Origin of the sequence: Gracilimonas sediminicola (assembly GCF_024320785.1) — a bacterium.
GTDB classification, from domain to species: domain Bacteria; phylum Bacteroidota; class Rhodothermia; order Balneolales; family Balneolaceae; genus Gracilimonas; species Gracilimonas sediminicola.
Genome location: NZ_JANDBC010000002.1, coordinates 86,821 through 109,827, shown reverse-complemented (window position 1 = coordinate 109,827; position 23,007 = coordinate 86,821). Strand labels below are relative to the sequence as shown.

The following is a 23,007-nucleotide window of genomic DNA, read 5'->3' as shown; positions in this document are numbered from 1 at the left end:
CAGGCGTGCGATATACGTCATACATTATAGCGATGAATCTTCCTCTAGGTGCCGGATTAGCATTCTCCCTTCTTGGGATCTATTTATTGATTTATGCCTTAAGAAATCACAAAAAAGCATTAGCGAGTCAAAATTGGCCGAAGGTGAGTGGGAAGTTGGTAAGTATAAACCTGTGGGGTAAGCGAAATATTGATGGCCAAATGATTGATGCTGACAAGCTGTCCGTTAAATATGATTATTCAGTTCATGATAAAGTGTATGCCGGTACAGTGGTCGCCTTTTATACCCTGATGTACCCGGAAACCACCGAATTTGCTGAGGATCATACTACTGATAGTCCGGTTGATGTGTACTACAATCCGGCTGAACCTTCCGAATCCGTACTCATTCCGGGGCATCGAAAAGGTAGTAAGCGGTATAGTGATTTGATTCTTGCGATACTCGCTGTCTTGATTGGAGTTGTGGTAACTATAATGAACTTACAGGGGAACCTATAGCCCTGTATTTATTCAGACCATCTGATAATGAATATATCTGACTTGCTGAATACGAGGACTTGAACCCCATCCATCCAGCCTTCTTGCTTTGAACTTATTTCCACTTTAATCATATTGCCTCAAATTCTATTTGTGAAATAGACCTAACACTTTGAAGGGGTTACCGTAAAAGGGTCAAATTCATTTAAAAAAGGAAGGGGAAAATGGGAAAGCCAATTTATTTAAAAGTTGAGAAAACAATAGACCGGCCTTTAGAGATGGTTTGGGAAACAGTTGCTCTCGGTTTTGGCAATGTTTCGGACTACAATCCAGAGGTAAAAGACTCAAGGTTAGTCTCAGATAGGAGGAGTGGTATAGGAACCAGAAGGCATTGTGACTTCCCTAAGAAGGGGTATATAGTAGAGGAAATAACCGAATGGGTTGATAAAGACTCTTTTAAGGTTAAATTCATTGAATCATCTATACCAATGGGGTTCCTTGAGAGTAAGTTTTCATTTAAGAGCCGGGAAGGGCAAACACTGGTAATACAAGAATTTTGGTACCGAATGAAAGCACCGTTTGGGTGGATGAGCGGACTTATGAAAGGTAAAATGGAATCAACACTGGAAAGTGGACTGCTTGGTTTAGAGAATCACCTTAACCGCAATTAAATAAGCGGTTATAACGGATCAAGTAATTAAAAGAATTTGTGGAGGAGCAATAGTATGTGGGAAGAACGATTAGCAATATATGATGAGCTCGTAGCAAAATGCCCCGATTTTGTTAGAAAAGGAAAGACCATGCCTCATACATCAGCAAACGGCTATATGTTTTCATTGTTGAATAAAGATGGTGAGTTGGGTATTCGGTTTTCGAAGGAAGTTCAGGAAAAATATATACAGGAATGGGATAGCGGTTTATTCAAATCGTATAATTCGGTTATGCATGGTTATGTTCTGGTACCGACTCATATGTTTGAGGATTTGGATAAATTAGCAAAGTATCTTAGCCAGAGTTATGATTATGTTATGTCGCTTGATCCAAAATAGCTTCTGTATAGGGCCCAAGTATGAGTTAACATCAGGCAAATCAAAAAACATAGGAATTAGCCCCTGACAGACTATGAAATCCGTTGGTTTTGCAATTCATGAACACTGATATGAAAGTCTTTCTTTATCTGATGCCGCTTCTATTCTTTACTGGATGTTTAACCGGTTCTGAAGGTATAAATGCTCTTTTTGGTTATCGGTACCGTGTAGTACAAACTGACCAATTCCCTGTAATTTCAAGTGATTCAATGATCGTAAATCTTCAGTATGAAGGCTGCAATAAAAACCAGGAGTTTACCCTTCAATACAGAGAGAAAAGTCCGGATCACCTTGAAATATGGTTATTCAAGAACACACCAGATCAATTTTGTGAGCTTGTATTAAGGGAAGTCAGATCTTTTAAGTTGCCGCCCGATGCATTTTCTGCAAGCGAGGTTTATCTGCTTGGCCCTAAGGGCGTCCGAATATTAATGAGGAAATAGATAGGATTGAGATGTACCTGACAGAATACCTATCAGAAATGTGGAGTTTACTTCTTGCGGGATCAACCCAGGGGGTTTTCTTCTGGGCAGCAGTTTATACATGTGTCGTACTGTTGATTTCTGTTGTTTACCAAATAAGAACGAGTTTATGGCCGGGGGTAGCCGGAACGTTAATAAAAAATGATTTGCAAAGGTTTGGAGCTGCTGAGTGGGATAAAAGCGAAGATGATTATATCACAGAAACCGCTTATTCATATCAGGTGAATGGCAAGGAATACAAGGGGCACAGGTTAACTGCCTGGACGGTAGTGGCCTCCCATAACTTCAGGTTTATCCTTAAAAAACAGTTAAGCAGGATAAAAAAGAATCAGGAGGGCGGTGTTATTGTATTTTATAATCCTAAAAAGCCGGAAAAAAGTTATCTGATTAAACCCGAAATAGCTGGTATAATTACAACTGCTCTACTCGCTGTATTGCCTTTTCTACTATACTGGATTAAATACTATTGATGGTAATTTTTATAATCATTAGCCCGGCCCAACAGAGTTTCGGCCATTAGAATGATAATAGATTATAGCTTTTCTATCTCCGAAACCCGTTGGGCGAGAAGAACCTAAATTATTTCTAATTCTGATATTTCCCATACTTCAATATTATACAGCAAAATAAATCTACATTTGGCATATGGGACAGCAACAACTACTTCTGGTGATACTGGTAGCAGTATTAGTGGGTATCGCAACGGTTATCGCCATTACGGTGTTCGGGGATGCCTCTAATTCTATGAATAACGATGCCGTTCGTCAGGACTTAATAACTATTTCGGCCTCCGTGCAGAGTTATGTGCAAAAACCCCCGATGCTTGGCGGCGGTGGTGGAAGCTTTGATGGTTTCACCTTCCACAAAATAGCGTTCCCGGCCGATGAAATTTCGGAAGATGGATTACATGCCCGAAATGCCAACGGAGTGTATCACGTGTACAGCGTTACACCAACCGAAGTGGGACTTTGGGGAGAACCGATGATGGAAGTAGGCGGCCCTGTCGATATTTCCACCCTGGTTTCAGATTCCGACTATTTTGATTTGGTGGTTTCCAAAGACGACATCGTTTGGACAAATACGCCTGATTAACGATGCAGGGCCTTTTATTTAACGGTATGGATAGATCAACCTGTTTTGCTATGCCCGTACTCCAACCGGCAGAATTTTAGGTTCAACCAGCTCTTCAAAGTCCCGGTAGTTCATTTTTACCAACTCTTTATGGGTTCCTGCGTTAAAGGCAATTTCTTCATCCTCCGTAAGAGATTCAGCAACCAGGGTTTCTAAATCATATAGATTGCCAAACGGGGGCATGGCTCCCAACTCACAATCGGGAAATAGCTCCTCGAATTCTTCCTCGGAAGCCAGTTCAACCTCATTAGCCCCAATGGCTTCTTTGATGGAATCAAAATCAACATTATGAGTTGAAGGAAGTACGACCATCATCATGGCGTCATCTACTTTCACCATTACGGTTTTGGCCATATTCTTTCCGGGGATGTGAGCGGAAGCGGCTACTTCCTGAGCAGTAAAAACAGGAGAGTGCTTCACAACTATATACTTCTTGTCATGTTCATCCAGGTAATCAATCAGCTTGTTCAATGGCATAAAACCTCCGGTTTAAGTTTTAGATCAAAACGTATATCCATAAAACTAAAATAGTGTTACCACCATTCAAAATAAGGTTCAAACCTCTGTGGCAGAGTGTATTAACAGGAGGGAGAATTCCAGAAATGAGAATATCTTAACCCTTACCAAAGACTGGATTTATGTTTGTGGCTTAGCTACATTCTTTAAGGCTAATTGGTTATTAACACATCTGCATGTTAGGGGACACTACCTATGGATATTTTTCAAATTGCACTGATCCTTGCCACCTTTTTATGTTCAGTTGTGGGTGGTTTTTTAATGGCTTTTTCCATTGTGGTAATGCCGGGTATTAAGAATCTGAATGATGGTGAATTTATCCGAGCATTCCAGGCTATTGATCGGGTCATTCAAAACGGTCAGGCGTTGTTTATGATCTTCTGGGTGGGCTCCATCATAGCTTTGGTCATAACTGCTGTTTTAGCGGTAGGAGAACTGGACACCATCGGGTGGATCTTCATGACCCTGGCGGTATCAACATATCTGATTGGAGTGCAACTGCCTACCATACGCATCAATATCCCATTGAACAATATTCTGCAAACCCTGAATGTGGATGAAATGGATGACGCGGAGCAGCAAATGGCCCGCACAAATTTTGAGGCAAAGTGGGTTAAATGGAATGTAATCCGCACGGCCTTTTCTAATATCACAGCCTTACTGCTCATTTTATTGCTTTTCCTGCAGTAAAAGAATTTCGGCTTCAGCCGGGGCTTTCAATAGGAATCCATGCTTTTCCAAAAATAGTCTGAACATTTTAGGTTAAAATTCGTTGTGGTAAGCAGACTAAAAAAGCAGGGCAGGAAACCCTTTGGAACTTCATCAAAAGTTCACTTCTCTGTCGGTGCTTTTAAAGAACGTAACCTTAATCAAAATTCTTCATGATGAAATCATATAAACTTATCATTCTTCTGGCATCAACGTTATTATTTGCTGGTTGTGGCAATGCCGGAATGTTTGTAGCAAGCAATAACACTCAAGTAGAGCTGAGCGAGGGTAATTACTCCATTATTGCCAAAAACGTTACCGGCTCTTCAGAATCAGCATATATTCTGGGCGCCAGTTATTCCTGGGGTATGGCAACAAATGCCTTGGGACTTATTCCTTTAGGAGAAGGCAAAACATTATACAAAGATGCCCGCGAAGATCTCTGGGCCAACTTTGAAGCTGCTAATTTTCCGGTAGAAGGCAAAAAGCTGGCGCTGGTTAATATCCAGTACGATTCAGGTACAACCAACTTTGTTCTTTATACCAAAGCGAAGGTTACCATCACAGCTGATGTAATCGAATTCGACTGATCTATTCGAATCTAACAGATGCTAAAGTCCATCGTTCTTAGGCGCGGTGGACTTTTTTTATGCTCTTTATTTGATAAGCATCATTTTGTGAACCTGACGGGTTTCCGGAGTACTCACAACCACAAGATACATGCCGGAGCTGAGGCTTCTTCCGTCAAAAGTAAAGTTATGCACACCTGATGAGAGCTGTGTTTGGGCAAGTGTTTGCACCCGCTGGCCAATGGAGTTAAAGACTTGTACTTGTACCTGGCTCGCCTGATCTAAAGACACCGTAATGGTAGTGGAGGGATTAAAGGGGTTCGGGTAGTTGGCGATGTCAACCTGATCGGGAAGCTCCTGCGGCTGATAGTCCACTTCGTTACTGGTTGGGATGCGGGTATCCTTCAGAGCCATAATGCGATTATAAGAAGCGGTGATGGTTGCTTCATCAATAACTCCGGCTTCTACTTTCTCTGAAATGAGTGAGATGATATAGGCCGGAAGGGATTTATCCTGATACAAATTGGTGTTGAACAAAAGAATGTCTGTGTCAGAATTCACTACCTGAACAATAGCTTCATCCATCCCGTAATTTTCCTGAACTGCACCCATGAAAAGCTCATCGGAAATCACAACGCCGTCAAATCCAAGGCTGTCTCTCAGAATGTCGGTGACGGCATAGGAAGAGAGGGAGGCCGGGTAGTCTTCATCCCAATTTTGATTAAATAGATGTCCGGTCATAACGGCATCGTTGTATCCATCTTCAATTAGAAAGCGGAAAGGGTCGAGTTCACGGTCTTCCCAGGTGTCGGTGATGTCGGTAAACCCTTCATGGGAGTCAGATACAGCGCTTCCATGACCGGGGAAATGCTTGAGTGAGGTGGCTATATTTTGTTTATGAAATTCATCCACAAACCAGGAGGCATGCTGATAAACAACCTGTTCATCCGTCGAAAAGCTGCGATCCAGTCCGCCTATAGCTGGGCTGTTTGGATCAACATTTACATCCACTACCGGCGCCAGGTTCATGTTTAACCCGGTATTGGCCATCCAGCCGGCCATAAGTGTGGCCTGCTTTCGGGTGGAATCTTCAGAATTGAATTCGGTGCCCAGTTTATGTGCCGAGAAAGTTCGCTCATAGCCGTTCTGCTCATCAAGGCGGGCTACAATACCGCCTTCCTGATCTGTGGCCAAAAATAAAGGGGTGTCTGCCAGTCCCTGAAATCTCGAATTTTGGCTACGTATCTGGCTGGGAAAGCGAAGGTTGTATGCGAACAACAACACTCCGCCCAGGTTTCGGTGCTCGATATCATATTTCAAAGAATCCTGGTGTTCCTGGCTGGTTTCAACCCCAACCATAATCATCTGACCAATTTTTTGCTGAAGGGTCTGTGCTTTGGAAAGCAGGGGGAGGGAGAGTAAGAAAGTGAGTAAACCTAAAGTAGCTATTCGTCTCAAGGGCAATGTCTTGTAAGAGTGAAAATGAACTGCCAATCCTAAGCATTTGAATTAGATTAAAAAAACAAGGCGGGTTCTTTTTTTGTAAAAATCTTATACGGGGAAGTATATTGATAGCTAATCATGTAAGATTCACCCCATGAAATACACATTGATTTTATTGCTGATGCTAAACACTTCCGTGAGTGCTCAGGATACGTTGCAAACACCGGTTTTGGATTTGCCTCATCCTGATGTCTCGCAAACTAAAACCGGCAGTGACTTCCTTAAACAAACAGCTTCCTTTGATTATAAACCCCGTCAGCAAGAGGCTGTAAGCTGGATTTTAGAAGGAAATGTTCCATCATTTTTGCGGGGTTTGATTCCGGTACAATTCAGAAATGACCGTGGTGAAACAGCGAAGATCTGGGTGACCGCCGACTATATGTCCATAGGTACCAATGAAGATTTCATCCGGATACCACTTTCAAAGCCTTCTTCTCGAGAGATTGCCAGGGCTACTAATATGTACCTTCCCACATCGGTTATGGTGGACTCCATTTATGCTAAGGCTCATACCAGGTTAAATCCCATTCCGATGAAGCCCGGTGAACAAATGAGAAGCAATGACTACTACCGCCGGCACAATAAGATGATAGAGGAACAGCTTGCCGGAGTTGAAAACGGGCGACTGGTTGCCGGACATAAGAAGGACGTTGTGATTACAAATCGATTGACACAACAAGGTGGGAGAGTGGCTATTTACGGATGGCATTATGCTGTGGATGATCCTATTCAGCCGCTTTCAACCGTTCATACTGAAGATTATGAGGACTATAGCCACGGGCTGCGCCTTGTTTATCCTGTTGCTGAGGTAAATGGAGTATTGGTTGAGCTGAAAAAGTTGATGAATCAGCCTGAATGGAACAGCACTTTCACCAGAGAAGGAACAATAGATATCGACCATCTTTCGCATGGAGAGTGAAGTGCCTAACTCAGACCGATAATCAAAGTATTTTTAATCAGAAGTGAATTCAGTTATTCGCACTACGGTTCCTTCCACTTTAACATCCGCGGCGGCGGGAGTGAATAAAGCGAGTCCTGTTGAACTTACAGCTATGGCCGTAAATTCGGGCTGGGGATCGGCTATTGCCAGAAAAGTAAAGAGAACAGAAGCTGTTGTGGTTAGTGTTTTGGAAAACCACAAAAGGCCATTTTTTCCGGCAGGGTTATTTACAGAAATACGAAGGTTGACGATCGCATCCCCATCATGCTTTTCGATGATTTTGTTGAGTCGGTTGGATATATCTTCACTGTTTTTGATCTCAATCATTGAAGAAATACCCCACTTTGTAAAGGTGAAGCTGAAATCCTTTAAGGCTTCGTACTGATCTTCCGTTGTAAGCTGATTCTGTTGAGTGTAAAAGCTGTTGGTTTGTGAGACGGGGTATTGCACATCTGTGGCACTCACAGCTATTTTTGCACCCACCGAGCATCCGGATGTAAGAACTCCGGTTAAGAATAGGATTGCCAGTGAAAACAGTTTGGTGTTATTCGTTTTCATCCCGATTGGTGTTAGGTGTTATTTTATAGACAACCCCGGAATGACGAATGGTCTGTGTCGAGAACTCCCCGCCGGTTGATTCCCCACCCGTTATAGCTCCGGCAATTACCGTTCTCAAGAATCCCCAAAAAGTCATTCCCTGTTCCACTTCAACCTGGAAAACACCATCTGCAATGAAGTGATAGGGGTTATCATCCAGCGAACGGTAAATGGTTGTCGTGATATTTTCTTCAACGTATTCATCTCCACCTAAAGTCACCGCAATGTTTTCTGCTTCAGAATACACAGCGTCCTCAGAATGGAAGCGATAATATCCACTAATTACACCCAGGGTATCCAAAGGAACAGTTGATAAATGGGACCCCATTTGTATGGGCTGATTGGAGGTTTCATATTCCAGCGTATGCCAGGTTTTACATCCCGTAAATAACAGGCCAAACAGGCAGGTAGTGATAAGGAGGTTAATCTTGTTATTCATCCGGCGTCCTTATAGTTAGCAACATTCGGTAGCTCGATTATGCAACAATTTCAGAAAAAATACTACTGATAGTTTCTGTATAGAAAAGGGTGCTATTTGATCAGCGCAAACTTCCTGACTTCAGTTTGACCGTCAACAGTAAGCCGATAAAAGTAAATACCGGATGAAAGTCCGCTCCCGTCAAATAGCAGAGAATGTTCGCCGGCAGGTAACCGGTTTCCATAAAATCCCTTCACTTTCTGTCCGCGGGCGTTATAAACGGAGAGTTGTACAAAGCTTGCTTCTGAAAGCCTGAAGGCAATGGAAGTAGTAGGGTTAAAGGGATTGGGATAGTTCTGAAAAAGGGTGAAATGGTCGGGTTCAGAGCCTGACTCCTCTGTCTCTGTTGACGTAAGCAGGCTGCTTTCGGAATAACTGATTATGTTGATGCTTAGCGGAGGGAGCTCCATAGTTAAATTACCATCCACGCTGCCTGAATCAACCGCTGCCAAAGCATCTTGCGTCCGGAATTCATGAAATTGATACAACTGAAAGCTGTTCATGTCAGTCGGAGGAGTAATGTTTGCTTCCTTTAGGCTGTCTGTTTTGTTGATAAGAATAACCGTGATGTTGTTTTCGGAATCCAGGATTGCAAACGGCTGCACCCGGTAGCCATCCACATTCATACCCGAGTGATGCGGCAGGTCCTGTATGGGATTTTCAGTAGTGTTGATTTTGATTAGCTCGGATCCGGGCCTCAGGCCTCCGCGTTTGACCATGAGTTCCCAGCTGTAATAGGTGGGAAGTTCGTTGAAATCAGGATACCAATTGAAGATGCCATAGCCACCAATTGTTTCCCATTTAAGGGTGATATCAAAACCTCCTTTAACGCTGTGAAGCTGGGCGAGTGCCTGGTAAACTCCACCGAAAGTATTCACGTTTCTGGGATCGGTCCATAACTCACCGTCTTTGGTTCCATCTATAGTCCACAGTGCCGAGGCATTATAAGCATCCAGCAATAGTGTGGGAGAGTGGGTGGAGTTCAGCATACTCCGGATTTTCATCGGGGCTTCCTCATACCATATGGTTTTATTGATGATTGTTTGATCGGAATCATCTTTATCCCACGAAAGAAAAATATTCGAAGAAATGAAATCGAGTAAGGTATCGTGTTCGGTTTGATTGAAAACGTAATTGCCCCAATGCCCATTTTCCCACCCGTTGAATCCTGAAGGTCCCCCAACTTTTAAGTCAGGCTCAACAGCCTTAATCGTTGAAGCTGTTTGAATGAATAAATCCGCAGCATTCGAAAAGGAAATGTAATAGGGATTGTCCTGGTGCAGGTAGTTCAGCTCATCGAACAAAATGATGTACTCAATCTTATCTGCGTACCTGCCTGCCAGTTCTTCTGACAATGTAAGCCATTGATTTACTGCAGTGGTGTCATTCCACCAGGGGTTTTCCGGGGTACCGGTGTACCAATCTTCAGCCTGGAAAATACACACGATAGGCTCATAGCCAGCATCGATTACTTCATTGACCTTATTATCCAGCCCCGACCAGTTCCATTCTTCAATGTTTGGCCGGATCTGATTAGGCCTTGCCCAAATACGGACTTTTTTAATGGGAATTTCAGATAATTTTTCCTGAAGTATGGGAGAGTCGTAGGTGTTGGAGTGATATTGAATCCCGTAAAAATCATCACCTACCTGAGCTATCGCAGAATCTTCAACCGAATATTGTACAGGCTGTCCGGAAAGGACCTCTAATCCTGTAAAGGATATCCATAAAAGGGAAAGTAGAAATGTTTTACTGGTGCATGGCCGCATAAAAACACCATTTGGAGTCATTTAAATAGGTTGAACACCTAACATATGAATTTCTTTGAACTCCCTGAGTAACTCTTTACGAATTTTAAGAGAAGCATACTCATACCGAAGCGGCCACTCATTCCTTAAATTACGGAAGAGAACTCCTTTATCCGGCCGGTCGGATAAATCCCTTAATGCTTTATCATATCCCAGAATTGGGTTAAGGCGTGTGATCAGCTTGGTCAGGTCGTATTGAATATGAGCCAGGTCTTCAATCCGTTCCGGTATTTCATAATCAGCCGAACCGGAACCCAGCTCAAAAAAAGCAGCCAGCTGATCACAAATCATTTTGGTGGCATTTACTTTTGCCTGTTCAGAATAGCCGGCAATATGCGGCGTAGCTATGAAGGCATGTTTGGCTACCTCGGTATTGAAGTCAGGTTCTCTTTCCCACACATCCAGAATGTAATCCCCTATTTTCCCTTCCACATAATATTTCATCAGGGCCAGCTCGTCAATCACTCCACCCCGCGCAGCGTTGATAATCAACTTAAAGGATTTGCCGGCTAATTTTTCTTCATCCAGCCAGTGGTAGGTAGCATGAGGTCCCTTTTTACTAAGGGGAGCATGAAAGGTGAGGATGTCACAATCCAAAACCTCTTGCAGCGAAGCAGGAGTAAAATCAGGATCTCTTTGCTGCCGGGGAGGGTCGTAAAGCACACAGTCAATGTCGAAATTGGAAAGTAAGTCAACAACTGCAGACCCGGCTTTGCCAACACCGATTACCCCGATTTTTCCAAATGATTCCTTAGGCTGCTTTTTCTCTTTCCACAACAATAGGGCTGTCATTACATACTCAGCAACCGCCCGGGCATTACATCCATTGGAGCTGGCAAGGGTAATTCCTTTTCCCTCAAGGTGTTCATTATCAAGGTGATCGGTTCCGGATGATCCGGTGCCAATAAATTTCAGTGTAGCAGGCGGATTTGGGAAAGATTCTTCAGTTAAATGAGTTACCGTTCGCAACAGCATGGCATCAGCCTGAGAAAGATCCGGAATTCCCTGTGAGGGGTCGTACAGGGAGAGCTCTGTTTGGGGTGGGATAAGCTCTTTGATTTTATACAGATTTTGGTCGGCTGAAACGTGTATCAAAAAATGCTGATTGAGTGAGAAAAAAAGTTTGATTAAGCCTATACTTCAATATGGATTCAAAATACAATATAGTTTCACTTATTCGCAAAAAACGGGATGGAAAAACCCTCGAGAAAGAGGAGATACAGCATCTCATTAATTTATATACCGCCGATGAGATCCCCGATTATCAGATAAGCGCCTTCTTGATGGCGGCTTTTTTAAACGGGATGAATGATGAGGAATCGGCGGCCTTTACTGAAGCCATGCTGCATTCCGGGGAAATTGTTGATCTGTCTCACGTAGCCGGAAAAAAGGTGGATAAGCATTCAACAGGTGGAGTTGGGGATAAGCTTTCGCTAATTCTCGCGCCTATTGTAGCGGCAGCCGGAGTGCCGGTTCCTATGATTTCCGGGCGTGGACTCGGACATACGGGAGGCACCTTAGACAAACTGGAATCCATTCCCGGCTTTACGGTGGATATGGATCTCGCGCGTTACAAGGAAATCATTGGTAAACATAATTTGGTACTGGCCGGTCAAACCAAAGAAATTGCCCCCGCCGATAAGCGCCTGTATGCCCTGCGTGATGTAACAGCCACGGTAGAATCTATTCCGCTGATTGCCGGAAGCATCATGAGTAAAAAACTGGCGGAAGGTATAGATGCATTGGTTTTAGACGTGAAAGTTGGCTCCGGCGCTTTTATGAAAACAACAGAAGAAGCCATAAAGCTGGGAGAGGCACTGGTTGGAATCGGTACTCAGTTTGAGAAAGAAACCATCGCATATGTGACGAATATGAATCAGCCGCTGGGCTATAAAATCGGAAACTGGCTGGAAGTAGAAGAATGTATTGACGCCATGCACGGTAACGGCCCGGATGATATCATGGAAATTACCCATTTACTGGCGGGAACCATGATTTACCTGGGTGGTAAAGCCGGAGATGTTTCCGAAGGTATTGAGCTCAGTAAAGAGCAAATTGAAAACGGAGCCGCTTTCCGGAAATGGCTGGATATTGTGGAAGAACAGCGTGGGGATGTGGAAATGATTAAATCACCCCAAAAATACCCCAAAGCCCAATTTGAGTTTGAAATTAAGGCAAAACAGGATGGTTACGTTTCAGCTATGGATTCCTTTGAAATAGGAATGGCCTCAGTAGAACTCGGAGCCGGACGAAAAACCAAAGAAGATGACGTAGATCCGCAGGCCGGAATTGTGCTTCAAAAGAAAGTTGGAGACAAAATCTCAAAAGGTGAAACAATTTTGACCGGACTTACGAACAAGCCATCAGCAATAGACGCTGCAAGCGAGCAATTATTCGGGGCAGTTACTATTGCCGAAACTAAACCCGAAGCAGTGCATTTGGTGAGTCATACAATAGACAAAAAAGGCAGCAGGGCATTTGAGCTTTAACTGCTTGAAATACACTAATAATCGGTTAATTTAGTTTGTAGTTTAACAGGGCATTAAAAAATAAAGGAAAGTACTATGTTTCAACGATTTATCCGCGCAATCAAGTCCATGTTCGGTGGCTTAATAAGCTCAATGGAAGACCCAAAGCTCATCCTTGAGCAAAACATCCGGGATCTGAATGACCAAATTCCCCAGATGAACGAGAATATCGCTACGGTTAAAGCCAACCTGTTGATGCTCCAAAAAGAAATGAATCGGAATGAAAAAGCGATTCAGGATTTGACGGCAAAAGTGAAGTCCGCCATCCAGGCCGATCGTGATGATATTGCCGAGGGATATGCTCTTCAATTAGAGAAAGCCAAAGAAAATTATGCACACACCAAAGATCAGCTTGCCTTTGCTGAAAAAGCCTACGAAAAAGCGATTAAGGTGAAAAAAGTATTCATGCGTGAAAAAGATCGCAAAATCCAGGAAGCCAAAGAAGCATTGCGTGCAAGCGAGCGCTCCGAATGGCAAGCCAAGATTGCGGATACGCTGGAACAGTTTGAGGTTGGCGGAATTGATGCTACTCACGATGAGATGATTAACCGAATCAACGAGCAGTCTGCTAAAAACGAAGCCCGTATGGAAATCGCACTCGACAGCATTGATACTGAAACCATGGAAATCGAAGCCAATGCTGAGAAACTGCGCGCCAAGTCCTTAGTAGAGCAGTTCAAGATGGAAATGGGTGAGAAGAGCGGGTCCATCAACATTGATGAAGAAGAACCGGCTAAGGAAAAAGACAGCTCTAAAACTGTTGGCAACAAAGAAAAAAGCAGTTCATAGGAAATCGCCATGAGCAGCAAAAGTGAACAAGAACGGGAACGTCTCAAAGAAGAATACAAAGAGCACTATCGGCGTATTAAAGAGGCGAAGGAGCGGCTTAAACGAGCCGAGCAGAAAGGGAGGATCTCCCAGGCAGTCAATAACATGAATGCTGACAATCTTCTTGGGACTGTTGATGAGTTTCTCGGGAAAGTGCGCGAAAAGGTCTCTCACGTGGAGGCCCGGCTTGATGTAGCTATGGACAGCCTGGAAGACGAAGACACCACTGCAGGCAGTAAAATTAAAAAAGAAGAGCTTGACGAAGAACTGAAGAAGCAGAAAGCCAAGCAGACTCTGAAGCAAGTGAAGGCCGAAATGGGCATGCTCTATAATGAGATCGAAAAACATGCCGATGAAATCCGTACCGAGAAAACTATTGGTAATAAAAAGCCATCTTCAGATAGCAAAGATAATTCATCAGAACCTGAATCATGAGTGACGAACTGAATATCAATTATACCCGGGAAGCCTTCATGAACCCCATCAACTTAGGGGTGCTGCTGGTTTCCACGCTTACGGCTTTTTTTATGACCGGTTTGGGGGATTTCTCCAGCCTTTTACTTACTTCTGTATTCGGCCTGGAACTCATGTACCTTGGCATTGTCCCCAAATTGCCCCGCTTCCGCAAAAAACTGGAACTGAAGAAGATTAAAGAACGCCATGCAGCCAATAACGAAAAAGAGCTGTTTCAGTCGCTTGATAATAAATCCCAAAAACGATTCCTGGTACTGAAACACCTGGCTAAACTGGTACAGGAAAACTTCGAGAAATTACCATACAGCTCGCAGGGCCTGCTGGATAACATCGGGAAGAAGATCGACGAACTGCTCGGAAATTATCTGACCCTGCTTGACCTGATTAAACGCTACGAAGTGTATTTGAACACGTCTCTGGAAAGCAGCCTGAAGGAAGAAGTGATACGGCAAATTGAAGAAATCAAGACGCTGGAATCAGAGAAGCTGAAGCGCACAAAAGCCCGCCGTGTTGCCATTATGCAAAAGCGACTCAAGAAATTTAACGTTGCCAAAGAGAAATACCTGGTTTGCGAAACGCATCTGGAAACCATCGAAGATGCCGTCAGGTATATCTACGAGCAGTCTATGACCATGAGCAACCCGGAAGAGATCGGCTTCCAGCTTGATAACCTGCTGACCGAAGTAGAAGAAACTTCACAATTGATTGACGACTTAGATCAGGATATTTTACCCGAGTACACTACCGAATGGGAGAACGATCTGGATTTTGATTCCATTTTGGATGAACTCTCTGATGAGGTACAAACGGAAATAAAACCCGCTAAGAAAGTCAAAGAATAGAATATGGACCAGATTTACGAAACGCTTCTTGTAGAAGTCGATGAATCAGGCATTTGCACGCTTACCATTAACCGCCCCGATAAACTCAACGCCCTCAACAATCAGGTGCTGGATGAGCTCGATCAGGCTATTGATGACATCAAAGAGAATTACCAGGTCAAGTCGCTGGTGATTACCGGAGCCGGTGAAAAAGCTTTTGTGGCCGGCGCAGATATCAAAGAGCTGAGCTCGCTGGATCCGGTTTCCGGAGAAAAAGTATCCAAAAAAGGACAGGATATTTTTCAAAAGATTGAAGACCTGACCATTCCCGTGATTGCAGCCGTAAACGGGTATGCCCTTGGCGGGGGTTGTGAACTGGCTATGGCCTGCCATCTAAGAATTGCTTTCGAAAAGGCCGCTTTCGGGTTGCCGGAAGTTAGCCTGGGACTGATTCCCGGTTATGGCGGCACGCAGCGACTCACCCGGCTTGTAGGTCGCGGTAAGGCTCTGGAATTGATTATGACCGGCCGGCAGGTAAAAGCAGATGAGGCTTTTGAAATCGGTTTGGTAAATCAGGTGACAGAACATTCCGCGATTGATGAGGCCAAATCAATGCTGACTAAAATCATGAAGCAAGGCCCTTTAGCTATTAAAAACGCTATTAGGGCCGTTCAGGAAGCCGGTTCCGGAAAAGGATTTGAATCCGAAGCCCGGCTGTTTGGAGAATTATGCGGTACGGCTGATTTTAAGGAAGGTACCGGCGCTTTTCTTGAAAAGAGAAAACCTAATTTCTCCGGTAAATAGAAACGAACTGATTTTTGAATGAAAGACGAACCTCCATCGGGTAGCACATTTCTTTTTCTCTTCACACCTGATAAAAACGGGGTAAACTATGATTGAGTTTGCCCTGATTTTCATAACTGTTCTTCTGAGTGGCTTTTTCTCTGGATCGGAAATTGCCTTTGTTACGGCTAATAAGCTTAAGCTGGAAGTTGCTTCACGCAAGAACAACTTTCTGTCCAACTCAATTGAGTTTTTTACACGCAAACCGGAGACTTTCTTAACTACGACGCTGGTTGGGAATAACATTGTAAACGTGCTTTACGCTACGTTTATGGCCATATTTCTGGTTGAGCCTATCCAAGTGTACAGCGAAGCCTGGTTTGGTTTGGTCCCTTCTGAAATACAGATCCTGATTATACAGACCATTATCGCATCTGTGGTCATTATGTTGTTCGGGGAGATTTTGCCCAAAGCTATTTTCCGGGCATTGGCTGATAATATGATCGCCGTTATTTCGATTCCTCTTCGGATTGCCTATTACCTGTTTCGCCCGCTTATCGAAATTTCAAAGGGTTCATCCAATATCCTGATTCGCTGGCTGGTAAGCGATGCTGAGGTGGTTGAAAGCTACTATCGGAGGCAGGATGTGGAAATGATCTTCAAAGAACTGAGGGACAGCGGGGGGAGTGAAGATATTGACGAGGATGACTCCGAGATTCTGCACAATGTACTGGAGCTTTCCAATAAGCGGGTTAAAGACTCTATGATACCCCGCATTGAAATTGAAGCGGTTGAGAAAGATGCGCCTATTGAAGAAGTGCTGAATATGTTTATACAATCCGGCCATTCCAAGCTCCCGGTGTACAGGGAATCTATTGACGATGTGATTGGTGTTGTGTTTGCGCACGATTTTTTCCATTCACCCAAATCCCTGAACGAGATTATACGCCCGGTAAAGCTGGTGCCGTCCAGTAAAAAATCGAAAGCTTTGCTTACCGAATTCCGCCAGTCGAATATGTCGGTAGCCATTGTTCTGGATGAATATGGAGGGACCGCCGGAATGGTCACCATCGAAGATCTGCTGGAAGAGGTAGTAGGGGATATTCAGGACGAATATGATGTGGAAGATGAAATTATGAAGAAGCTTTCCGAAAATACCTATGTGGTAAGCGGAAATGTGGAGATTCATGAGCTGATGGAAAAATTTGAAGAAATTGAACTTCCGCTGGAACCTTCTCAGTATGATACCGTAGCGGGATTCATTATCAATCATTTAGGGCGTATTCCAAAAGTAAATGAGGAAGTGGTGATTGAGGGCAAAAAATTCATTATCAGTAAAGCCACACCCAGCCGCATTGAAACGGTTAAGCTCATTTTAATCGAGTAACAAAGTTACATAGTGACAAAGAAGCTTTGCACTATGTAACTTTGTTACTTATTCACTTTGAAACTTAAAGAATATGTTTGATCACTACCCAAAATGGTCGCGCGAATTTGCCCGGAAGTATCTGAGCAGAACCATTAATCAGTTTATACTGCACGGAAACGTTCATGACCTGGTTTCTCTGAAAACCGATGAAGGAACAGAATTTCACCGCCTTAAATCCTTTCTTTCGGATGAATTTTTCGGTGCTCGCGACTTTGTGATTTTCTACGATCGCGCTTCCGGTATCTATTTCCGGGATAAAGAGTCTCAGGCTGATTTCAATCAGGCCATTGCCGGGCGGGATAGTTTGGTGGGCACCGAATATGCCAAGAAAATGCCGAAAGACCCGGTTCGGGTGATGTCGTTGCTGGAGCAGTATTTCCGTCTCCGCCTCGATCAAAAGAAAAGTGTGGCGCTGATCATCGATTATGCCGAGACCATTGTGCCGATGAGCGACGCGGCTTCTATCGGGAATGAGGACCGGACTTCCATGGTCTATTTATCGCGATGGGCCCATGACCCTATGTTCCTGGCTTCCGATTTTACCACCGTGATGATTACCGAAAATCTGGCCGACCTGAACAAAACGCTGGTCCAAAATCCTTACACCACGGATATTAAAATTGATATCCCCGCCGAGCAGGAACGAAGAGATTTTATTGACTACGAAACCCGGGATGACACCTGGAAAGGTATTTCGGAAGTGAAACCGGAGATTGTAGCTCAACAAACGGCAGGCCTGAATTTTGTAAACATCCGAAGCGTGTTATCTCATGCCCGGGAGAATAAAGAAAAGATCACCTTTGACGGCTTATCCGAAACCAAAAAGGAACTGATTGAAGCAGAAGCATACGGACTGCTGGAGTTCGTGGAAACCGAGTATTCGCTGGATAATGTAGCCGGACATACCCATGTGAAAAAGCATTTACGCCAATCCGTTAAAGCGCTGAAAGCCGGCCGGCAGGATGTAATGCCCATGGGATACCTGGTTTGCGGTCCGGTGGGAACCGGTAAAACCTTTTTAGTGACCTGTTTTGCCAGCGAAGTGGGCATACCGATGGTGAAACTCAAAAACTTCCGAAGCCAGTGGCAGGGGGTAACCGAAGGAAACCTGGAGAAGATTCTATCTCTACTTAAAGCTATGGCCCCTGTAGCGGTTATGATTGACGAAGCGGACGCCTACCTTGGCGACCGTGATGCAAGCGGAGACAGCGGGGTTTCAAGTCGCGTATTCTCGCAGATTGCTACCTTTATGAGTGATACCACCAACCGCGGACGCATTGTATGGTTCCTGATGACGGCCCGCCCCGATCTCATGCCTATTGACTTGAAACGACAGGGAAGAGCCGAGGAACACCTTGCCCTGTTCCCGCCTCATACCAATGAAGAACGTGTGGAACTTTTTGAAGCCATGCGGAAGAAAACCGGCCTTCAGATGACTGAGAAATACATTCCTGCGGTAATCGAAGAAGGCTTTAAAACCTTTTCCGGTGCAGATATGGAAGCAGCTTTAACCCGGGCCAAATTCCGTGCAGCTGCAGAAGGCAAGAAGAAAGTAACCCCGGAAGTTCTGGATGCTGCACTGGCCGATTTCCTTCCGCCAACCTATCCGGAGGAAGTAGAGCTTCAGACTCTCAGTGCCGTCATTGAATGTACGTCCAAGGAATTACTCCCTGAACGATACCGGGATATGAACCGGGACGAGATCCTCTCTAAAATTGACGAATTGAAGTTTCGGGTGGGGTAAGGTTTAATCTCCAAAAAACTAAACTTCTGGATGAAGCAGCCTGAATAATTTGGGCTGCTTTTTTGCTATCCGGTAATGAGTGCCGTAATTCTGCTTTAGGCTGATTCTGCTACTACGGAATCAGTCGATGTTGTTATTGAAATAAGCATTCAAGTAGAAGGATCTTTTGTACTGGAAGCCGGAGCTTCCAAAAGGCGATCCGAACGAGGACGTTCGGAACGAGAACAAAATTGTAACAAACCTATGTTTCGGCTTTCTTTACAGAAATTATATCTGATTGTAGACGGGTATTATTATTTATAACATCATCTTACATATCGAGTTCTAAGAAACGATGAACCCCACCGATTAAGATTTCCACATTTTAGATGGAGGAGGAGTTAACATGTATAGACAAATTATTATATGCCTTTTGTTACTGGTTATTTCAAATTCAGGATTTAGCCAAATTGAACGCCCTGATAAAGCAAAGGGAGAGTTAAAAGTAAACGTAATACAGTCATCAGACTCAGCCGTTTATATTTTTAAGTATAACATCAAAAATTCTGAAACCAGTGAACAGGTACTTGCCTCTTTTAGTATAGCTTTAAAAGACGGTTCTTTTTATACAAAAACGGTTGATAGTCCAGAAAACAAAAAATGGTATGTAGATGGTTTGAATAAAGGTTTTATAACCGGTTCGGCTGCGAGTAAGTTTATTGAGCTTCCTCCAGAAAATGGGTTAAAGCCAGGTGAATCCATTAGTATTTCTTTTTCTTCTGAAGGCTTACCTGCTATTCATGATTTTTATACAAGAGGTTTTGCGCCTCCCATTACTTTTGAGCTGTTAGATACTTTATATGCCCAAGGGTATACCGATGAGGAAATTTTCCTGGATTGGAAAGAGGAATCTTATAAAGGAATTACCATATCTCCTAAAGAGTGGCCGGAGGATTTTGATACTTCAACATTTATAGATAGTCTCGATTCTTATCAACACCGCTCCTGCGAAGAACTGGGCTGGATTACCAACCAGGGTATCTGCAACAGCCTGCAGGTAAAACTTCGTAATGTCCGCAGACACCTTGAACGGGATAAACCCAAGCAGGCCCGGAACGTGCTCCATGCATTTATCAATCAGGTTGAAGCTCAGCGTGGGAAGCATATTACCGAAGAGGGGTATGCGCTGCTGTATTTTAATGCGGAGTATTTATTGGATAAGCTGGATTCTGGCGGGGGATACTGATATGAATTTATCGAAAGCTTTTACCCTGATCATTACAGCTATCATTGGAACGTTGCCGGCTGCGGCTCAAACCTATACCATTCCCTTTGCCAGTAAAGAAAATACGCTTCAACTGGAAGTGGTGAATTCCGGTCAGGAAAATGGACAAGGCCTTTTAGTACAAGCCGTAGAAATACCGGATTGGATATCTCTTTCAGCCGATGAACTGCATTTAGATAATATTTCATCCGGTGATAGCCAACGTGGTGCAAACCGGAAATCTGGAATTCATGGTAGTGGTAAAAATGAACATTATCATGTTTACTTCTATTAATTAGTAGACGTTATTATGAAATATCTCAAATTTATAGTGCCAATTCTGTTAGTCTATACTTCTCAAAATGTTTTTGGTCAGCAGATAATAAATCAATTAACCTTTGATACTGAAAAGGGCTATTTCAGAATAATCTATCAATGGGAAAGCAATGATTCCCTTTTTACTGGAACAGTAATGCCTGGTGATAATGTATCTCCAAGGATTTTAGCGGACGTAAAATCATTGTCAACGGGACAGTTCGAATACTCATATACCATAAATAATCAAATGGATGCACTTTACCCATTATATGAGTTTTCTATACTATTAGATGAACCTGTTAATGAAATTTTAACACCTAATAATCAATGGGATGGTAGTTATTTAAGTCGATATAGGGAGACATCTTGGGCGAAAGTTGGGGGAGATATTCCAGGAATTTCTTCTGGCGATACTTTGAATGGGTTTTCATATGTTAGTAATGGGATACCTTCTATAAAGAACAGCTACTCAAAGAATTATGTGTGGTATTCTTTTCCCTCAGAGCCTCAAGGACCTACAGGGAGGTTAGGTGAAGTGGTTGATTCATTACTCACTTTAAAAAGTGGGGTTTTGAAGAAAACCCTAGGTCCTTGGAGCCCTAATCCTACTATGAATCTTATTTCCTTTACCGACTCTCTCGAGACTTTTCGTTACCGCTCCTGCGAAGAACTGGGCTGGATTACCAACCAGGGTATCTGCAACAGCCTGCAGGTAAAACTTCGTAATGTCCGCAGACACCTTGAACGGGATAAACCCAAGCAGGCCCGGAACGTGCTCCATGCATTTATCAATCAGGTTGAAGCTCAGCGTGGGAAGCATATTACCGAAGAGGGGTATGCGCTGCTGTATTTTAATGCGGAGTATTTATTGGATAAGCTGGATTCTGGCAAGGAGGACTAAAATGGCGATACCTATTTTGTTCATACTTCTGAAGTGTGGCTGACACGTTGAATCGAATATTCGCAGATAGTACGATTGATGAGGCGTTTGGAATAACGCAAAATGCTGCTGGTGAAGTAGGAGGTTCTTTTGTACTGGAAGCCGGAGCTTCCAAAAGGCGTACCGAACGAGGACGTTCGGAACGAGAAAAACGTGGATGCTCGGAACGAGAAAAAGTAGTCAACAAGTGCTGCTATAATTCTCGGTGCTAATCACCAAAACTAATCCCAACTCCCTTAGCAGTCTGTACCAAAAAGCTGTTTGGGTCAACCAGGTTGTTACCTTTAGCGGCCTCAGATAAGGGGACAGCTACTATTTCCTGATCGATGAAGGAAACCATTTTTCCGTATTCGCCATTGATGGCAAGCTCCATGGCCTTCACCCCAAACTGGGTGGCAAGAATGCGGTCAAAGGCTTCAGGCTTACCTCCGCGCTGGAGATGACCTAACACCATTTCGCGAATGTCATGTTCAAAACCGGCCGATTTCAACTGATCAGATAGCTGATAGGCAACACCGCCCAGCCGTTGATTGCGATATCCGACTTCATCACTTTCACGGGTAACAACCGATCCTTCCCGGGGTTTGGCTCCCTCGGCAATCACAATAATGGCAAATCCGCGTCCATCTTTATACCGTTTGTTGAGTCGCTCCAGCACCTTGTTGACGTCATAAGGAATTTCCGGAATCAGGCAAACTTCCGCTCCCCCGGCTATAGCAGCATGCAGGGCAATCCAGCCGGCTCCACGGCCCATCACTTCGAGTATCATCAGCCGGTGGTGGCTGGAAGCGGTGGTAACCAGTTTATCCACAGCATCGGTGGCAATATCAACGGCGGTCTGGAACCCAAAGGTATAGTCAGTAGAGGACAGGTCGTTATCAATGGTTTTGGGAACGCCGATTACATTCAACCCTTTTTCCTGCAACTGGTGACTGATTTTCTGAGAACCGTCTCCACCGATATTAATGACAACCTCAAAGCCTTCACTTTTCAGATAATCGATCATCTCATCGGAGCGGTCTTCCGTAGTCCATGAACCGTCTTCTTGTTTGACCGGCCAGTTAAAAGGTCCGCCCTTGTTGGTCGTTTTCAGAATGGTTCCGCCTTTGGCGTGTATACCAGCCACTTTCTGATCATTTAGCCTGATAATCTCTTTAGGCGTTCGCAAAGCTCCGTTAAACGCTTCAATACTGCCATAAACCTCCCAGTCATTAGTTTGAGCTGCGCGCTTTACAATGGCACGGATTACCGCATTCAGTCCTGGGCAATCCCCGCCCCCGGTGGTGACAAGTACTTTCTTCATAGTTGTTTTTTGTCGATGAAATTTGGTCAACAAAATAAGCGATTCTGGCTGAATTAATAACAGAGAGTGGAGCTATAGAAAAGGGGTGGGCAGGCCAGACTAATGCTTTCCCCCATGCCCGCGGAGTTTATCTGTGTCCTTTTGTTGGGAAAACATAGAGTGGCAAGCAGGTTACCGAATAACGTAAAATGCTGCTGGTGAAGTAGAAGTGTCTTTTAGTGGAAGCAGGAGCTTCCAAAAGGCGTTCCGAACGTGGACGTTCGGAACGAGAAAAAAAGTGGACGGTCGGGACGAGGATAA

25 protein-coding genes are annotated in these 23,007 nt (G+C 44.0%); 18 read left to right on the top strand and 7 right to left on the bottom strand.

The genetic code is table 11. The features are described from left to right. Positions 1-32 precede the first annotated feature (32 nt). The 5 genes from NM125_RS10340 to NM125_RS10320 all read left to right on the top strand — a co-directional run bounded on the left by NM125_RS10340 (position 33) and on the right by NM125_RS10320 (position 3,138). Positions 33-497: a DUF3592 domain-containing protein gene (locus NM125_RS10340; protein WP_255134844.1), complete on the top strand. Its 465-nt coding sequence runs from the start codon at positions 33-35 to the stop codon at positions 495-497. Positions 498-700: 203 nt separating this feature from the next. Continuing rightward, positions 701-1,147, top strand: coding sequence for an SRPBCC family protein (locus NM125_RS10335; protein WP_255134843.1), 447 nt, complete (start codon positions 701-703; stop codon positions 1,145-1,147). A gap of 129 nt (positions 1,148-1,276) precedes the next feature. Beyond that, positions 1,277-1,525: a hypothetical protein gene (locus tag NM125_RS10330; RefSeq protein ID WP_255134842.1), complete on the top strand. Its 249-nt coding sequence runs from the start codon at positions 1,277-1,279 to the stop codon at positions 1,523-1,525. 493 nt (positions 1,526-2,018) lie between these two features. Further along, positions 2,019-2,516 carry a DUF3592 domain-containing protein gene (locus NM125_RS10325; protein ID WP_255134841.1) on the top strand — a complete coding sequence of 166 codons (498 nt, stop codon included), beginning with the start codon at positions 2,019-2,021 and terminating at the stop codon, positions 2,514-2,516. A 175-nt stretch (positions 2,517-2,691) separates the two neighbouring features. Next, on the top strand, positions 2,692-3,138 hold the full coding sequence (locus NM125_RS10320) for a hypothetical protein (RefSeq protein ID WP_255134840.1): 447 nt from the start codon (positions 2,692-2,694) through the stop codon (positions 3,136-3,138). Positions 3,139-3,186: 48 nt separating this feature from the next. On the opposite strand, the gene NM125_RS10315 is transcribed toward NM125_RS10320, so the two are convergent. Further along, a complete protein-coding gene (locus tag NM125_RS10315) occupies positions 3,187-3,654 on the bottom strand; it encodes an aminoacyl-tRNA deacylase (protein ID WP_255134839.1) in 468 nt (155 codons plus the stop codon). Between the two features lie 234 nt (positions 3,655-3,888). On the opposite strand from NM125_RS10315, the gene NM125_RS10310 reads away from it, so the two are divergent. Together NM125_RS10310 and NM125_RS10305 are read left to right on the top strand one after the other, a co-directional pair. Further along, a complete protein-coding gene (locus NM125_RS10310; RefSeq protein ID WP_255134838.1) occupies positions 3,889-4,383 on the top strand; it encodes an anthrone oxygenase family protein in 495 nt (164 codons plus the stop codon). 191 nt (positions 4,384-4,574) lie between these two features. Continuing rightward, complete coding sequence (locus NM125_RS10305) at positions 4,575-4,991, top strand: DUF6567 family protein (protein WP_255134837.1); 417 nt, start codon at positions 4,575-4,577, stop codon at positions 4,989-4,991. A gap of 66 nt (positions 4,992-5,057) precedes the next feature. Here the strand turns inward: NM125_RS10305 and NM125_RS10300 are convergent, their stop codons facing one another. After that, positions 5,058-6,428, bottom strand: a complete 1,371-nt coding sequence (locus tag NM125_RS10300; protein ID WP_255134836.1) for a glycoside hydrolase family 3 N-terminal domain-containing protein — start codon at positions 6,426-6,428, stop codon at positions 5,058-5,060. 139 nt (positions 6,429-6,567) lie between these two features. On the opposite strand from NM125_RS10300, the gene NM125_RS10295 reads away from it, so the two are divergent. Then, a complete protein-coding gene (locus tag NM125_RS10295; protein ID WP_255134835.1) occupies positions 6,568-7,392 on the top strand; it encodes a hypothetical protein in 825 nt (274 codons plus the stop codon). A 33-nt stretch (positions 7,393-7,425) separates the two neighbouring features. Here NM125_RS10295 and NM125_RS10290 read toward each other — a convergent pair whose 3' ends face one another. The 4 genes from NM125_RS10290 to NM125_RS10275 form a co-directional block, all read right to left on the bottom strand. Next, positions 7,426-7,971, bottom strand: coding sequence for a hypothetical protein (locus NM125_RS10290; protein WP_255134834.1), 546 nt, complete (start codon positions 7,969-7,971; stop codon positions 7,426-7,428). Then, the gene (locus tag NM125_RS10285) at positions 7,958-8,449 is read right to left on the bottom strand and encodes a hypothetical protein (RefSeq protein ID WP_255134833.1); all 492 of its coding nucleotides are present in this window, start codon (positions 8,447-8,449) and stop codon (positions 7,958-7,960) included. Before NM125_RS10285 ends, NM125_RS10290 begins: the two co-directional genes overlap by 14 nt. Positions 8,450-8,541: 92 nt before the next feature. Further along, complete coding sequence (locus tag NM125_RS10280; RefSeq protein WP_255134832.1) at positions 8,542-10,278, bottom strand: T9SS type A sorting domain-containing protein; 1,737 nt, start codon at positions 10,276-10,278, stop codon at positions 8,542-8,544. Further along, positions 10,279-11,391 carry a 4-phosphoerythronate dehydrogenase gene (locus NM125_RS10275; protein WP_255134831.1) on the bottom strand — a complete coding sequence of 371 codons (1,113 nt, stop codon included), beginning with the start codon at positions 11,389-11,391 and terminating at the stop codon, positions 10,279-10,281. A gap of 50 nt (positions 11,392-11,441) precedes the next feature. Here NM125_RS10275 and NM125_RS10270 point away from each other — a divergent pair, with 50 nt between their 5' ends. The 10 genes from NM125_RS10270 (at position 11,442) to NM125_RS10225 (ending at position 21,365) form a co-directional block, all read left to right on the top strand. Continuing rightward, positions 11,442-12,785 carry a thymidine phosphorylase gene (locus tag NM125_RS10270; protein WP_255134830.1) on the top strand — a complete coding sequence of 448 codons (1,344 nt, stop codon included), beginning with the start codon at positions 11,442-11,444 and terminating at the stop codon, positions 12,783-12,785. A 75-nt stretch (positions 12,786-12,860) separates the two neighbouring features. Further along, the gene (locus NM125_RS10265) at positions 12,861-13,613 is read left to right on the top strand and encodes a PspA/IM30 family protein (protein WP_255134829.1); all 753 of its coding nucleotides are present in this window, start codon (positions 12,861-12,863) and stop codon (positions 13,611-13,613) included. Between the two features lie 9 nt (positions 13,614-13,622). After that, complete coding sequence (locus NM125_RS10260; protein ID WP_255134828.1) at positions 13,623-14,087, top strand: hypothetical protein; 465 nt, start codon at positions 13,623-13,625, stop codon at positions 14,085-14,087. Further along, positions 14,084-14,968: a hypothetical protein gene (locus tag NM125_RS10255; RefSeq protein ID WP_255134827.1), complete on the top strand. Its 885-nt coding sequence runs from the start codon at positions 14,084-14,086 to the stop codon at positions 14,966-14,968. The genes NM125_RS10260 and NM125_RS10255 overlap by 4 nt, the downstream gene beginning before the upstream one ends. A 3-nt stretch (positions 14,969-14,971) precedes the next feature. Continuing rightward, positions 14,972-15,751, top strand: a complete 780-nt coding sequence (locus NM125_RS10250) for an enoyl-CoA hydratase/isomerase family protein (protein WP_255134826.1) — start codon at positions 14,972-14,974, stop codon at positions 15,749-15,751. A gap of 88 nt (positions 15,752-15,839) precedes the next feature. Further along, a complete protein-coding gene (locus NM125_RS10245; protein WP_255134825.1) occupies positions 15,840-17,117 on the top strand; it encodes a hemolysin family protein in 1,278 nt (425 codons plus the stop codon). A gap of 73 nt (positions 17,118-17,190) precedes the next feature. Then, positions 17,191-18,903, top strand: a complete 1,713-nt coding sequence (locus tag NM125_RS10240) for an ATP-binding protein (RefSeq protein ID WP_255134824.1) — start codon at positions 17,191-17,193, stop codon at positions 18,901-18,903. 385 nt (positions 18,904-19,288) lie between these two features. After that, positions 19,289-20,128, top strand: coding sequence for an FIMAH domain-containing protein (locus NM125_RS10235; RefSeq protein WP_255134823.1), 840 nt, complete (start codon positions 19,289-19,291; stop codon positions 20,126-20,128). A 1-nt stretch (position 20,129) separates the two neighbouring features. Then, positions 20,130-20,441: a hypothetical protein gene (locus NM125_RS10230; RefSeq protein ID WP_255134822.1), complete on the top strand. Its 312-nt coding sequence runs from the start codon at positions 20,130-20,132 to the stop codon at positions 20,439-20,441. A gap of 15 nt (positions 20,442-20,456) precedes the next feature. Continuing rightward, positions 20,457-21,365: an FIMAH domain-containing protein gene (locus tag NM125_RS10225; RefSeq protein ID WP_255134821.1), complete on the top strand. Its 909-nt coding sequence runs from the start codon at positions 20,457-20,459 to the stop codon at positions 21,363-21,365. A 247-nt stretch (positions 21,366-21,612) separates the two neighbouring features. Here NM125_RS10225 and NM125_RS10220 read toward each other — a convergent pair whose 3' ends face one another. Next, positions 21,613-22,707, bottom strand: a complete 1,095-nt coding sequence (locus tag NM125_RS10220; RefSeq protein ID WP_255134820.1) for a 6-phosphofructokinase — start codon at positions 22,705-22,707, stop codon at positions 21,613-21,615. Between the last annotated feature and the right edge of the window lie 300 nt (positions 22,708-23,007).